The sequence below is a fragment of the Luteimonas sp. A277 genome (assembly GCF_054052045.1).
Window position 1 is genome coordinate 92,772 of record NZ_JBSVRG010000006.1, and the last position, 13,134, is coordinate 105,905.

A 13,134-nucleotide genomic window follows, 5' to 3' on the forward strand; every position below is an offset into this window, starting at 1 on the left:
GGCCGCGCGTTGCGGGCGGCCGCCATCCAGCGGTCCCCGCGCCGATCCAGACCGTGTCTGCAATGAGCGCTGCCTTTCCGAGGCAGGCGCGCGTCCGTGCGCGAGCGCATTTTGACCGCGTGTTCGCCGACAGCCGACGCACCGCGTCGCCCCTGATGGCCCTGCACTGGCACAGTGACGGCGAAGCGCCGCGGCTGGGCCTGGCCGTGTCGCGCAAGGTTGATCCGAACGCGGTGGGTCGCAACCGTATCAAGCGCCAGCTGCGTGAACAGTTCCGCCTGCTGCGCCCCCTGTTGCGCGCCGGCAGCTACGTTGTCGTAGCCCGTCGGGCCGCCGCCACCGCCACTGGTGCCGAGCTGCGCGAGGGCCTGCGGGCCGTGCTGCAGCGTGCCGGCGCGTTGCCCGCCCCGTCCATGGGCGTCACAATGCCCGGCGATTCTGCTGCATCCGTATCCCCCCGATCACCCGCGCCGGCTCGTTCCGGCGAATAAGCTTGGCTGTCCGATGAACCAGACCCGCACCCTCCTGATCTTCGCCTGGCTGATGGTGGCCATCCTGCTGTGGATGGAATGGCGCAAGGAAGACAACGTCCAGGCCGCTCCGCAACTGCCGGTCGCGGCCGAGATGGCCGGCGGCAACGCGGTGCCTTCATCGGTGCCCTCCCCCGGCGCAGCGGTGCCGGACGCGTCGAACGTGCCCCTTGCCCCGCCCGCCGCCGACGGCGCGGTGCCCACGGCTGAAGCGAGTGCTTCCCCGGCGCCGGCGGCCAGCAACACGGTGACCGTGGTCACCGACGTGCTGCGCCTGACCCTGGACCAGGGCAACGTGGTCGATGCAGCGCTGCTGGCCTACCCGCAGACCCGCGATGAGGACAGCCCGCCGGTCAAGCTGTTTGATACCAACCCGTCGCGCTGGTACGCCGCCCAGAGCGGCTGGGTCAGCCAGGCCCAGGCCGCGCCGACCCACGAGGCAGGCTTCGTGGCCGAAAGCGGCCAGCGCGAGTACCGGCTGGACGAGGCCGGGGACGAGGTCGTGGTCCCGTTCGTCTGGCAGGGTCCGGACGGTGTGACCATCCGGCGCACCATCACCGTGCGCCGCGGCTCCTATGCGATCGATGTGCGTGACACCGTCATCAATGCCGGCGATGCGCCGTGGCAGGGCTACGTCTACCGCCAGCTGTCGCGGGTTCCGCCGAACATCAGCCGCGGCATGACCAACCCGGAGTCCTTCAGCTTCAACGGTGCCACCTGGTACAGCGACGAGGAAGGCTACACCCGGCGTCCGTTTGCCAAGTTCCTCAATGACGGCGCGATCAACCTGCAGGCGACCGAGAGCTGGACCGCGATCCTGCAGCACCATTTCTTCACTGCCTGGATCCCGCGCGCCGAGGACCGCACGGTCATCTCGGTGCACGAGGACGGTCCGCGGCACCTGGTGCGCCAGCTGGGTCCGGGCCTGTCGGTGGCGGCGGGGCAGGAAGCCAGCGTTGCCGCGCGCCTGTGGGTTGGCCCCAAGCTGGTCGAGCAGATCAAGGCCCAGGGCGTGCGCGGCTTTGACCGTGCGGTCGACTATTCGCGCTTTTCCGCATTCGCCTTCCTCGGTGAGTGGTTGTTCTGGCTGCTCGACAAGGTCCACGGCCTGATCAAAAACTGGGGCTGGGCGATCGTGGGCCTGGTGGTACTGATCAGGATTGCGCTGTATCCGCTGTCGGCGGCGCAGTACAAATCGATGGCCAAGATGCGCCGCTTCCAGCCGCGCATGGCCCAGCTCAAGGAACGCTACGGGGACGACAAGCAGAAGTTCCAGATGGCGATGATGGAGCTGTACAAGAAGGAGAAGATCAATCCGGTCGGTGGCTGCCTGCCGATCCTGCTGCAGATGCCGATCTTCTTTGCCCTGTACTGGGTGCTGCTGGAATCGGTGGAGCTGCGCCACGCGCCGTGGATGGGCTGGATCCAGGACCTGACCGCGCCCGATCCCTGGTTCATCCTGCCGGTGATCAACATCTCGGTGATGTGGGCCACGCAGAAGCTCAGCCCGATGACCGGCATGGATCCGACCCAGCAGAAGATCATGCAGCTGATGCCGGTGATCTTCGGCGCGATCATGATCTTCTTCCCGGCCGGCCTGGTGCTGTACTGGGTCACCAACGGTGCGCTGGGCCTGGCCCAGCAGTGGTGGTTCCTGCGCCGCTTCAGCGGTGATCCCGGCAAGCCGGACCAGTCTTCCAAGCCGCAGCCGCCCAAGCCGGCCAAGGCCTGACCCCGGCGGTGCCGGCCCACGCGGCCGGCACCCGCTTGCGCCGCAGCGCCATGCACAGCCACGCCGTGACCGCCACGCAGGACACCATCGTCGCCATCGCCACTGCTGCCGGTGCCGGCGGGATCGGGGTGGTGCGGCTGTCCGGTCCCGGCGCCCGTGCCATTGGCGAAGCACTCTGCGCCCGGCCGCTGCGCCCGCGCTACGCCCACCACGTGCGTCTGCACGAAGATGACGGCGCCGTGCTGGATGACGGTATCGCCGTGTTGTTCGCCGCGCCCGCCAGCTACACCGGCGAGGATGTGGTCGAGCTGCAGGCCCATGGCAGCCCGGCCGTGCTGCACAGGCTGGTGGAGCTGTGCCTGTCCCGTGGCGCCCGCCGCGCCCGGCCGGGTGAATTCAGCGAGCGCGCGTTCCTCAACGGCCGTCTGGACCTGGCCCAGGCCGAAGCGGTTGCCGACCTGATCGCCGCCGCCGACCTGCGCGCCGCCCGCGCCGCCCGCCGCGCCCTGGATGGGGAGTTCTCCACGCGGGTGGAATCGATCGCCGAGCGCATGCTGGCCCTGCGGGTGCACGTGGAGGCGATGATCGATTTCTCCGACGAGCCGCTGGAGACCCTGGGTGGCGACGAAGTGGCCGCCCATCTGGACGAACTCGCCGTCCTGCTGGACCAGCTCCTGGCCGCCGCCGAACGCGGGCGGCGGCTGCGCGATGGCCTGCACGCGGTGATCGTGGGCCCGCCCAACGCCGGCAAGAGCTCTCTGCTCAATGCCCTGGCCGGCAGTGAGCGGGCCATCGTGACCGACATCGCCGGCACCACCCGTGACCTGCTCGCCGAGACGGTGCGCGTGGCCGGCGTGGAGCTGACCCTGGTCGATACTGCCGGGCTGCGCGAGGGCGGGGATGCGATCGAGCGCGAGGGCATGCGCCGGGCGCGGACCGAGCTGGGCCGTGCCGATCTGGCGATCGTGGTCGTGGACGGGCGGGACCCCGATACCGGCCGCGCCGCGGTCGCCGATGCCATTGCAGGCGTACCGGCCGTGCTGTGGCTTTGCAACAAGTCCGACCTGCTGCCCGAATATGACCAGGACGATGCCGACACGCTGTGGATTTCGGTGCGCAGCGGCGCCGGCCTTGATCGGGTGCAAGCACGCCTGCAGGCCCTGGCCGGAGTGGGCGGCGAACAGGGCGGCGGCGAATTCACTGCGCGCGCGCGCCACGTGCAGTCACTGACCGCGGCTGCCGCGGCGCTGCAGAACGCTCGTGGGCACCTGCAGGCGGAGGTTTTGGAGCTGGCCGCCGAGGCGCTGCGCGAAGCGCACGATGAGCTGGGGGAAATCACCGGAAAAATGGCACCGGATGATCTACTGGGTCACATTTTCGCCACTTTCTGTATTGGCAAGTAGTCTGGGGGGTGGCGCGGAGTTGACAAACCGGCGCCGCTGTCGCGTCCTACACGCGCGTATGAACGCATCTGCAGGGGGAGTCACTGATGTTGGGGAATGAATCCGGGCCATTGCGCCCGCGTTGGTTGAAATTTGCACTGGCCGCCGCGTTGGCGGCGACGATGGCCGCATGCGGCGGTGATCCGGCCGCACCGGAACAGGCGGCGTCGACCGGGGACGATGCTGCATCGGAAAGCCCTGCACCGGCAGCGGCTCCGCCGCAGGACAGCGGGGATGCCCATCAGGAGATGAGTGTGGACGAGCTGCGGGCGGCGGCAGGCAAGGCCTATGCCGAGAGCCGCTTGTACGCGCCCCCGGGCGACAACGCGCTGGAGTATTACCTGGCCCTGCGCGAACGGCTGCCCGGGGACGCCGCCGTGTCCAGTGCCCTGACCGACCTGCTGCCGATGACCGTGATCGCCACCGAGCAGAGTCGTGACCGTGAAGATTACGAAGAGGCCCGCCGCCTGCGTGCGCTGATCGAGCGGGCCAGCCCGGGGCATCCCGCGCTTGCCCGGCTGGGCGTCTCCATTGACGAGGCCGAGGAGCGCAGCCAGCAGCAGATTGCCCAGCGCCAGCTGACCGCCGAACAGGAGGCCGAGCGCCAGAGCCAGCTGCAGGCCGAACGGCAGCGCCAGCAGCAGGAGCAGCAGGAAGAAGCGGCTCGCCTGGCACAGGAACAGGCCGAGCGTGAAGAAGCGCAAGAGCTGGAAGCCGCGCAGCGGGAAGAACGTGAGCGCGAGGCCGCCCGGGTGGCCGAGCAGCAGGCCGCGCAGCAGCGCGAGGCGCAAGCGCAGGCCGCCGCCCGGCCGGCGACGCCCGCGGTGTCCGATGTGCGTCCGATCAGCACGCCGGCACCGCGCTATCCGCCCGAGGCGCTGCGTGCCGGACAGTCCGGCGAGGTGATGGTGGAATTCACCGTCAACCAGGACGGCACCGTGGCGAACGCGCGCGTGGTGCGCGCCGACCCGGCCCGGGTGTTCGACCGCGAAGCGGTGGCGGCGGTGCGCCGCTGGCGCTTCGAGCCGGTGGCCGAGCCCGTCACCACCCGGCGTACGATCGGATTCAATCCGGGCAACTGACTGCGGTTGCTCAATGACCTGATGGAGGACGCCCGGCAATCGCCGGGCGTCATGTTTTCCCGCAGGATCAGGCCGAGACCGCCAGCTTTTCCTGCCGGTAGCGCGCCACCGCACCCAGCCACAGTACGGTGGCCAGGCCGAAGCCCGCCGCCAGATAGACCGTCCAGGTGAGCGGATCGATCGCTTCGGCGCGGATGATCTTCAGCAGCAGCTGGTTCTGGGCCAAAAATGGCACCGCGTACTGCCACATCTCGCTTTTCACCGGATTGACCATCAGCACGAAGGCCGGAACCATCGGCAGCAGCATCAGCCAGGTCATGTGGCTTTGCGCCTCCTTCATGCTCTTGGCCGAGGCCGCCAGCAGGCTCAGCAGCGCGGTACCGATGAACAGCATGGGTACCAGCACCAGCAGCATGCGCAGCATGGCGCCAAAGCTGACATCGAGCATGCTCGCCGATTCGCCCAGCTGGGCGCTGGCCTTGAGGGCGAGCAGGGTCAGCAGCAGTGACAGCAGTCCCAGCGAGCACGCGGCCACCATCTTGCCGCTGACGATGGCCCCGCGTGCGGCAGGGGTGGCCAGCAGCGGCTCGAGCGACTGCCGTTCGCGCTCGCCTGCGGTGGCGTCAAGGATCAGGTACGCACCTCCCAGGAAACTGCTGAGGATCAACAGGTAGGGCAGCAGCAGCGACAACACCATTCCGCGGCTGGCCTCCTCGCTGGCCAGGTCGCGATGACCGATGCCGAGCGGCCGGGTGATCGAGGGGTCGATGCCGCGTGCCACCAGCCGCAGCGCACCGACCTGTTCGCCGTAGGCGCTCAGCGCGCTGCGTACCCTGGCCACGGGGATCTCGGCGTTGCGCCGGGTGGCGTCGTGGATGATGTCGACCGGGGCCGGCCGTCCCGCGCGCCAGTCGGCGTCGAATGATTCGCCGATCTCCAGCGCCACGTCGACCTGCTGGCTGGCAATCGCCGCAACGATGTCCTCCGGCGGCTCGACCGCCCGGATCCGCTGCGAGGCCAGGAAATCGACCAGATTGGGGGCCCGTTCGGCGCCGATCACCGGCAGCTCCAGCTCCGCCTCGAGCTGGGTCTTCATCCGCATCTCGCCCAGCGAGCTGACCCCCAGCATCATTAGCGGGAACATCAGCGGGGTGAACAGCACGGCCATGGCCAGGGTGCGGCGGTCGCGGGTGATATCCAGCAGCTCCTTGCGCATCACCGCCAGCATTGATTTGAAGAATCCAGCGCTCATGCCAGCAGACCCTCCTCGGAGCCGATCGCCTTGACGAAGGCGTCTTCCAGGTTGTTTTCACTGAACCGTGCGCGCAGCTCGTCGGCACTGCCGGCGGCCACCACCCGGCCCTTTGCGATGATCACGATCTCGTCGCACAGGGCGGCGACCTCCTGCATGATGTGGCTGGAAAAGATCACGCAGCGCCCCTGCGACCTGAGCTCCAGCAGGAATTCGCGCATCGCCCGGGTGCTCATCACGTCCAGGCCGTTGGTGGGCTCGTCCAGGATCACGTTGCGCGGGTCGTGCACCAGGGCGCGGGCAATCGCGGTCTTGGTGCGCTGGCCCTGGCTGAAGCCTTCGGTGCGCCGGTCGAGGAAGTCGTCCATGTCCAGCTGTGCCGACAGGGCACGGGTGCGCTCGGCGATCACGTCCCGCGGCAGGCCGTGCAGCTGGCCGAAGTAGGCGATGTTCTCGCGCGCGGTCAGGCGCTTGTAGATGCCGCGGGCATCGGGCAGCACGCCCAGCACCCGCCGTACCGCGGCCGGATCGGCGGAGGCGTCGATGCCGTCCACCCGCACCTGTCCGCTGTCGGGCTTCATCAGGGTGTAGAGCATGCGCAGGGTGGTGGTCTTGCCGGCGCCGTTGGGTCCAAGTAGACCGGTGATGCGCCCGTCGCGGGCGCGGAAATCAACCCCGTCCACCGCCTTCACCGTGCCGGTCCGGGTCTTGAATGCCTTGTGCAGCTGCTGTGCTTCGATCATGGGATCAGGGCTCCCAGCCGTTGAATGAGGTGAAGGGTGGCACCGGGCGCACGGCGTCCAGACAGCTGGTGTCCAGATCGTGGGCGTTGGCCGATTCGATGAACTGGCCCAGCAGCCTGGGCATGCAGCCGACCGCCAGGGTGCCGTGGCTCTGGCCTTCCAGCACCAGGTGGCGGCCATTGGGCAGGCCGGGCAGCACCTGTTCGGCGTACTCGGGCGGGGTCACCGGATCGAGCTCGCCGGACAGCAGCAGGGCCGGTACTTCCGACTCCAGCGGATCGGTGTATCCCGCGCGCGGCGCGCCGGCCGGCCAGACCTGGCAGGCGTTGAACAGCATGTCGGCCGCTTCCGGACCGAGGATGGTGTCCGCGTCCGGATGGGGCACGTGGCGCGGGGCATCTTCGGCGCACACCACCGACCACTGCATGCCGCGGTTGAGCATGTCCTGCATCTGGTCGGTGGCCAGCGCGCTGAGCGCCATCAGCGGGCCGTAGCGTCCGTTGGCCGCCTCGTCCAGCAGCAGCGGCAGCATGGAAACGGTCTGCGGGGCATAGGAGAAGAAGAACGCCAGCCCGGTCACCGTATCGGCGGTGACGGTGTCGCGCTGCGGCTCATGGGTGCGCGGATGGTGGAAGTCGACCTCCACCGGTGCGCTGCGCAGCGTCTCCAGCAGCGTGCGCAGGCTGGTGCGCAGATCGCCGCCAAAGCGTTCGCGGCACTGCGGGTCCGCTTCGCAATACCCCGACTGGATCTGAAGGGCGCGATCGAACGTGCGGTCGAACTCGCCGCCCACCACCAGGTCGTTGGGGGCCACGCCGTCGATCACCATGGTGCGCACGTGCTGCGGATAGGCAGCCGCGTACTGCTGCGCCACCCGGGTGCCGTAGGAACCGCCCACCAGGTTGATCCGTTCCACCCCCAGCGCCTGCCGCACCGCGTCGAAGTCGGCAATGGCATGGCCGGTTGTATACATGCGCGGATCGGCGCGGCCTTCCATGGATGCCAGGCAGGCCTGGACATAGGGCAGCATCGCCTCTTGCGACGCCATGGATTCCGGATCCAGCGGCATCGGGTCTCCATCCGCGTCCAGGCAGCTGAGCGGATTGGAGCCGCCGGTGCCGCGCTGGTCGATGAGCACCAGGTCGCGCTGGCGGCGCACCTGGCGCAGCGACTGGTTGATCTGCCAGGCCAGGGCGGTGGCGGCCTGGCCGGGACCGCCGGCAAAGAAGAACACCGGATCCTCGGTGCTGCCGGAGGCGCCGGTGGCGGGTAGCCAGGCAATGTTGAGGCTGATGGTGCGCCCGTCCGCCGCGGCCGGATCCTCGGCGACTTCAAGCGTGCCGCAGCGGGCTTCGATGGTGGTCTGGGCCGTGCCGCTGTCGAGCGTGCAGGGCTGGAAATGGATGTCGCCAAACTGGTGGCCGGTGTCTTCCGCGGCATCGGTCTGGCTGGTGGTCATGGGTGCGCAGCCGGCCAGGGCCAGCGCCAGCAGGGCGGTGACGGCCGGGGGCAGGCGGTGTCGAAGCCTTGGGTTCATGGGGTGTCCTCGAACAGGAAGATGGATTCGATCGATGCGCCGAACTCGCGGGCGATCCGGAAGGCCAGCGGCAGGCTGGGGTCGTACTTGCCGGTTTCGATGGCATTGATGGTTTGGCGTGACACATCCAGCTGCTCGCCCAGACGCGCCTGCGACCAGCCGCGGGCATCGCGCAGTTCGCGCACCCGGTTGTTCACGCGTAGCGACGCCGTGCCAGGCAGGCGAACAGGCCGTAGAGCCCGCAAAAGGTGGGCAGGATCCAGATCAGCGCCAGATCCGCGCGCATGGGCACCACCCCGGCCATCACCAGCAGGCCCAGGCTGAAGCTGCCCAGGGTCAGCACCAGGGCAGCAAGCGAGAACGCTTCCAGCAGGATCCTCTGATCCAGCTCATCGCTGTCGCGGACGAAGCGCAGGACCGCGCGGGCGGCGGCCACGACCGGCAGCGCCGGCGCCAGTGCCAGCAGCGCCCGCGCCAATGTGGATTCCACGTGGTGCAGGGCCCACATCGACAGCATCAGTACCACCACGTAGGCGGTCATGGCGGGGATGAATTCACGCATGTAACGGCGGTGGACAGAGCGCATCGGGATAACCTGTCAAGGAGGCTTGACATGGATGTTGCGCTTGCCGTTTCCGGGTGTCAAGCAAGCTTGACAGTTGGCGTGTGCAACCCCGACCCGGGCTATTTGCTGCTGACGTACTTTTCACGCCGGATCTGCGGAACCGCCAGGCCGTGGTCCTTGAGGGCCGCGAAGCAGGCATCCACCATGTCCGGGTTGCCGCACAGGTAGGCTAGGTCGGTGTCGCCGCTGGGGGCGAATTCGTCCAGGAACTGCTGCACGTAGCCGTGGCGCACGTCAGGGTGGTCCTGGGCGGACCCCGGTCCGGGCAGCTCACGCGAGAAGCAGGGCACGAAGCGGAAGCGCGGATGCTGTGCGGCGAACGCGCGGAATTCGTCGCCGTACAGCAGCTCGGCCGGACTGCGCGCACCGAACAGCAGCACCACCTCGATGCCGCGCTCGGCCATCTGCTGTTCCAGCAGCGGCAGCATCGCCCGGTAGGGCGTGACCCCGGTGCCGGTGCCGATCAGCAGGTAACGCCGGTTGGCATCGTTGGGCATCAGGCAGAAGCGGCCGAATGGCCCGCTGGCATTGACCACCCCGCCTACGTGCAGGCTTTCAAACAGCGCCGTGGCCGCGCCGCCGGTCACGTAACTGACTGCGATCTGCACGGCTGCATCGGCCGCGGCGGCCGGGTCGCGAACCGAGGCCAGCGAATAGCTGCGCTTCGTGGCGGTGCCGTCGGCGTATTCAAAGTGCACCTGGACGAACTGGCCGGGGATGAAATCCAGCGGTTCGCCGTCGTCGCGTACCAGATCCAGGTGCGCGACCGCCGGAGCAATCATGCGGCGCGAGACGAGTCGGAGGGGAAAGTTCTTTTTGGCCAATGTGATGCAACGCAATGTCGCACGGGCACCCGTGCGCAGCCGCCTATACTAACGGGATTGCCTGAAAAACCGGGCGGAAAGGTATCCAGATGACCCAGATTCCACATGGCGACGCGCCCGCCCTGTCCGTGCGCGACCTGCGCAAGACCTATCCGGGCGGGGTCGAGGCGCTCAAGGGCATTTCGCTTGATGTCACCCCGGGTGACTTCTATGCGCTGCTTGGCCCCAACGGGGCGGGCAAGAGCACCCTGATCGGCATCATCTCCTCGCTGGTGAACAAGACGTCCGGAGACGTGTCGGTGTTCGGCGTGGACCTGGCGCGTGATCGCGACGCCGCCATGCGCCTGATCGGCCTGGTGCCGCAGGAAATCAACTTCAACATGTTCGAGAAGCCGCTCGACATCCTGGTCAACTATGCCGGCTTCTACGGCATCCCCCGTGCCGAAGCGGTCGTGCGCGCCGAGGCTGAACTGCGCGCGGCGCAGCTGTGGGACAAGGCCGAGGTGATGAGCCGCACCCTGTCGGGCGGCATGAAGCGCCGGCTGATGATCGCCCGGGCGATGATGACCCGGCCGCAGCTGCTGATCCTGGACGAGCCCACTGCGGGCGTGGACATCGAGATCCGCCGCGGCATGTGGCGCACCCTGCGCGAGATCAACGCCGCCGGAACCACCATCATCCTGACCACGCATTACCTGGAAGAAGCCGAGAACCTGTGCCGCAACCTGGCCATCATCGACCACGGCCGGATCGTGGAGCAGGGGCCGATGCGCAGCCTGCTCTCCAAGCTCGACGTGGAAGGATTCCTGCTCGACGTGGAGGGCGAGCTGCCGGCAGCGCTGCCGCAGGTCGAGGGTGTCCAGGTCTCGGCCCATGACGGGCATACCCTGGACGTGGAGATGCCGCGCTCCATGGACCTCAACCGGATCTTTGCCGCGCTGGATGAAGCCGGCCTGCGGGTCCGGTCCATGCGGCCCAAGGCCAACCGGCTCGAAGAACTGTTCGTGCGCATGACCGGCGAGGGCGCGCCGGGTCCCGGCGCAACCGCTCCGCAGACCCCGGAGCGAGCGGCATGAGTGCACGCGAGAGCAGCAACCTGCGCAACAACATGGTCGCCCTGGGCACGGTCAGCCGGCGCGAGATCATGCGCATCCTCAGGATCTGGAGCCAGACCCTGGTGCCACCGGCCATCACCATGACCCTGTACTTCCTGATTTTCGGCGGCCTGATCGGCAGCCGCATCGGGACCATGGACGGGATCAGCTACATGGACTTCATCGTCCCCGGCCTGGTGATGATGAGCGTGATCCAGAACAGCTACGGCAACATCTCCTCAAGCTTCTTCGGCGCCAAGTTCGGCCGTCATGTGGAAGAGCTGCTGGTCAGCCCGATGCCGCCGTGGGTGATCCTGGGCGGCTACGTGGCCGGGGCGGTGGCCCGCGGGCTGATGGTGGGCGTGATCGTGCTGTGCATCGCGATGCTGTTCACCACGGTGCGCATCCCGCATCCATGGGTGACCCTGACTACGGTGCTGCTGGGCGCGACCATTTTTTCGCTGGCCGGCTTCGTCAACGCGGTGTTCGCCAAGAAATTCGACGACGTGGCGATCGTGCCGATCTTCATCCTCACCCCGCTGACCTACCTGGGCGGCGTGTTCTATTCGGTCTCGCTGCTGCCAGGCTGGGCCGAGAAGCTCACCTACGCCAACCCCATCTTCTACATGGTCAACGCCTTCCGCTACGGCCTGCTGGGCCGCGGCGACGTGCCGCTGTGGGTGGCCTACGCGCTGATGCTGGGCTTCGTGGTGGCACTGGGGTCGCTGGGTCTGTGGCTGCTGAAGCGGGGCGTCGGCCTGCGCAGCTGAGCGGACCGGCGTCGCACTTCCGGATGCCGGTGCCCGGGCAGGTTGTCGGCCGCGGTATGCTCGGCGGCGTTCGTACAGGGAGGGGAGTCCCGATGTCACGTTCGCGTATATCGCCGCTGCAGTTGCTGCCCGGTGTGACGGTCCTGGCTCTGGCGCTGGCCGCCTGCAGCGGGGAGGGACCGGAAGAGGGGGGGGCGTCGTTGTCCGATCCGGCGCCGCTCCAGTCAGCACCCGCGCAGCCGGAACCGGCCCCGGAGCTGTCGGAGAAGATGCCGGTCGAAGGGCTGGAACCCGATGGCCGGACCGCGTCGTGGGCGGTGGCGGTGCAGATCGGCGCCACCATGCAGGCGCTGTCTGCGTCCTGCGATCACCACGACGAGGCGACGCTGCGGCAGGCCCGGGACGATCAGCGCGAACAGATGGTAGCCGCGGGCGTGGAAGCTGCGCGCGTTGACGCCGTGTGGGACTGGGCCGCGCGCCACGCCGAGCTGAAGATCGCCGAGCAGCCCGCCGCCGAACTGGAAAGCGGGTGCGCCAGGCTGATCGAGATGGAAGAGGAAGCCAGGCGCCTGGGCGAGGCAATGAACAATATGTCGCTGCCTTCTTCCTGACCCGCCTGCGGTGCGGTCAGCCCGCGGGCAGGCGGAAGAAGGCCTGCGCGGTGGCGGTGGTTGCCGCGGCGGTCACTTCGATGGTTTCCCCGCGGTCACGGGCCAGCTCGGCCAGGATGTGTGGCAGGTGCATGGGCTCGTTGCGCCGGTCCTTCGGCCTGGGCGTGAGCGTGCGCGGCAGCAGGTAGGGCGAATCGGTTTCCACCATCAGCCGGTTGCCCGGGATGTTGCCCACGATCTCGCGCAGGTGCTGGCCGCGACGTTCGTCGCACAGCCAGCCGGTAATGCCGATGTGCCAGTCCTGGTCGAGGTAGTCGAACAACTCCTCGCGGGTGCCGGTGAAACAGTGCACTACCACCGGGCCCAGCCGTCCCTGGAACTCCTTCATCACCGCGATGAAGTCATCGTGCGCATCGCGCTGGTGCAGGAACAGCGGCTTGCCGGTATCGACGGCGATCTCCAGCTGGCGCTCGAACGCCCGCCGCTGCGCCGTGCGCGGTGAGAAATCGCGGAAGTAATCCAGCCCGGTCTCGCCCACCGCCACCACTTCCGGGTGGGCGTGCAGGGCGCGCATCTCGGCGTCGCATTCGGCGGTGTACTCGCTGGCGTGGTGCGGATGCACGCCGGCGGTGGCGAACAGTTCGCCCGGCCAGGCCTGGACCAGTTCCAGCGCCCGCGGCGACTCCGCGCGGCTGGCGCCGGTGACGATCATCCGGGCAACGCCCGCATCACGCGCGCGCTGCATGACCGCCTCGCGGTCGTGGTCGAAACTTTCGTGGGTCAGGTTGACGCCGATATCGATGAGCTGCATGGACTCGCTGCAATGGAACCGGCGGTACAGGATACGCAACGTGTCCGTACCGGCCCCCAGGCTGGACCGGCCGTATCCTAG

The 13,134-nt window shown here is 68.3% G+C and carries 14 protein-coding genes; 7 read left to right on the top strand and 7 right to left on the bottom strand.

Annotation, left to right across the window (positions count from 1 at the left end; all coding sequences use genetic code 11):
* Window positions 1–62 precede the first annotated feature (62 nt).
* From rnpA to ACW7G2_RS07440, 4 genes are all read left to right on the top strand, one after another.
* Window positions 63–491, top strand: a complete 429-nt coding sequence (rnpA, locus tag ACW7G2_RS07425) for a ribonuclease P protein component (protein WP_456974299.1) — start codon at window positions 63–65, stop codon at window positions 489–491.
* A gap of 13 nt (window positions 492–504) precedes the next feature.
* Window positions 505–2,262, top strand: coding sequence for a membrane protein insertase YidC (gene yidC, locus ACW7G2_RS07430; protein ID WP_456974301.1), 1,758 nt, complete (start codon window positions 505–507; stop codon window positions 2,260–2,262).
* 65 nt (window positions 2,263–2,327) lie between these two features.
* Complete coding sequence (gene mnmE / locus ACW7G2_RS07435) at window positions 2,328–3,665, top strand: tRNA uridine-5-carboxymethylaminomethyl(34) synthesis GTPase MnmE (RefSeq protein WP_456974509.1); 1,338 nt, start codon at window positions 2,328–2,330, stop codon at window positions 3,663–3,665.
* 125 nt (window positions 3,666–3,790) lie between these two features.
* On the top strand, window positions 3,791–4,786 hold the full coding sequence (locus ACW7G2_RS07440; RefSeq protein ID WP_456974303.1) for an energy transducer TonB: 996 nt from the start codon (window positions 3,791–3,793) through the stop codon (window positions 4,784–4,786).
* 67 nt (window positions 4,787–4,853) lie between these two features.
* On the opposite strand, the gene ACW7G2_RS07445 is transcribed toward ACW7G2_RS07440, so the two are convergent.
* The 6 genes from ACW7G2_RS07445 to ACW7G2_RS07470 all read right to left on the bottom strand — a co-directional run bounded on the left by ACW7G2_RS07445 (window position 4,854) and on the right by ACW7G2_RS07470 (window position 9,806).
* A complete protein-coding gene (locus ACW7G2_RS07445; RefSeq protein WP_456974305.1) occupies window positions 4,854–6,038 on the bottom strand; it encodes an ABC transporter permease in 1,185 nt (394 codons plus the stop codon).
* Window positions 6,035–6,781, bottom strand: coding sequence for an ABC transporter ATP-binding protein (locus ACW7G2_RS07450; RefSeq protein ID WP_456974307.1), 747 nt, complete (start codon window positions 6,779–6,781; stop codon window positions 6,035–6,037). Before ACW7G2_RS07450 ends, ACW7G2_RS07445 begins: the two co-directional genes overlap by 4 nt.
* A gap of 4 nt (window positions 6,782–6,785) precedes the next feature.
* Window positions 6,786–8,318, bottom strand: a complete 1,533-nt coding sequence (locus ACW7G2_RS07455; protein ID WP_456974309.1) for an alpha/beta fold hydrolase — start codon at window positions 8,316–8,318, stop codon at window positions 6,786–6,788.
* Entirely contained in the window at window positions 8,315–8,515 is a 201-nt protein-coding gene (locus ACW7G2_RS07460) for a helix-turn-helix transcriptional regulator (protein ID WP_456974311.1), read from the bottom strand. Before ACW7G2_RS07460 ends, ACW7G2_RS07455 begins: the two co-directional genes overlap by 4 nt.
* On the bottom strand, window positions 8,512–8,904 hold the full coding sequence (locus ACW7G2_RS07465) for a hypothetical protein (protein ID WP_456974313.1): 393 nt from the start codon (window positions 8,902–8,904) through the stop codon (window positions 8,512–8,514). Before ACW7G2_RS07465 ends, ACW7G2_RS07460 begins: the two co-directional genes overlap by 4 nt.
* A gap of 98 nt (window positions 8,905–9,002) precedes the next feature.
* Window positions 9,003–9,806 carry an FAD-binding oxidoreductase gene (locus tag ACW7G2_RS07470; RefSeq protein ID WP_456974511.1) on the bottom strand — a complete coding sequence of 268 codons (804 nt, stop codon included), beginning with the start codon at window positions 9,804–9,806 and terminating at the stop codon, window positions 9,003–9,005.
* 50 nt (window positions 9,807–9,856) lie between these two features.
* Here ACW7G2_RS07470 and ACW7G2_RS07475 point away from each other — a divergent pair, with 50 nt between their 5' ends.
* The 3 genes from ACW7G2_RS07475 (at window position 9,857) to ACW7G2_RS07485 (ending at window position 12,242) form a co-directional block, all read left to right on the top strand.
* Window positions 9,857–10,843: an ATP-binding cassette domain-containing protein gene (locus tag ACW7G2_RS07475; RefSeq protein ID WP_456974315.1), complete on the top strand. Its 987-nt coding sequence runs from the start codon at window positions 9,857–9,859 to the stop codon at window positions 10,841–10,843.
* Entirely contained in the window at window positions 10,840–11,631 is a 792-nt protein-coding gene (locus tag ACW7G2_RS07480; protein WP_456974317.1) for an ABC transporter permease, read from the top strand. Before ACW7G2_RS07475 ends, ACW7G2_RS07480 begins: the two co-directional genes overlap by 4 nt.
* 92 nt (window positions 11,632–11,723) lie before the next feature.
* Window positions 11,724–12,242, top strand: coding sequence for a hypothetical protein (locus ACW7G2_RS07485; RefSeq protein ID WP_456974319.1), 519 nt, complete (start codon window positions 11,724–11,726; stop codon window positions 12,240–12,242).
* Between the two features lie 16 nt (window positions 12,243–12,258).
* On the opposite strand, the gene ACW7G2_RS07490 is transcribed toward ACW7G2_RS07485, so the two are convergent.
* Entirely contained in the window at window positions 12,259–13,053 is a 795-nt protein-coding gene (locus ACW7G2_RS07490) for a TatD family hydrolase (protein ID WP_456974321.1), read from the bottom strand.
* Window positions 13,054–13,134 lie beyond the last annotated feature (81 nt).

Bases quoted from the DNA above. Each gene is read 5' to 3' on its own strand.
- rnpA (WP_456974299.1), top strand. From the start codon at position 63: ATGAGCGCTGCCTTTCCGAGGCAGGCGCGCGTCCGTGCGCGAGCGCAT.
- yidC (WP_456974301.1), top strand. From the start codon at position 505: ATGAACCAGACCCGCACCCTCCTGATCTTCGCCTGGCTGATGGTGGCC.
- ACW7G2_RS07445 (WP_456974305.1), bottom strand. From the start codon at position 6,038: ATGAGCGCTGGATTCTTCAAATCAATGCTGGCGGTGATGCGCAAGGAG.
- ACW7G2_RS07450 (WP_456974307.1), bottom strand. From the start codon at position 6,781: ATGATCGAAGCACAGCAGCTGCACAAGGCATTCAAGACCCGGACCGGC.
- ACW7G2_RS07455 (WP_456974309.1), bottom strand. From the start codon at position 8,318: ATGAACCCAAGGCTTCGACACCGCCTGCCCCCGGCCGTCACCGCCCTG.
- ACW7G2_RS07465 (WP_456974313.1), bottom strand. From the start codon at position 8,904: ATGCGCTCTGTCCACCGCCGTTACATGCGTGAATTCATCCCCGCCATG.
- ACW7G2_RS07475 (WP_456974315.1), top strand. From the start codon at position 9,857: ATGACCCAGATTCCACATGGCGACGCGCCCGCCCTGTCCGTGCGCGAC.
- ACW7G2_RS07480 (WP_456974317.1), top strand. From the start codon at position 10,840: ATGAGTGCACGCGAGAGCAGCAACCTGCGCAACAACATGGTCGCCCTG.
- ACW7G2_RS07485 (WP_456974319.1), top strand. From the start codon at position 11,724: ATGTCACGTTCGCGTATATCGCCGCTGCAGTTGCTGCCCGGTGTGACG.
- ACW7G2_RS07490 (WP_456974321.1), bottom strand. From the start codon at position 13,053: ATGCAGCTCATCGATATCGGCGTCAACCTGACCCACGAAAGTTTCGAC.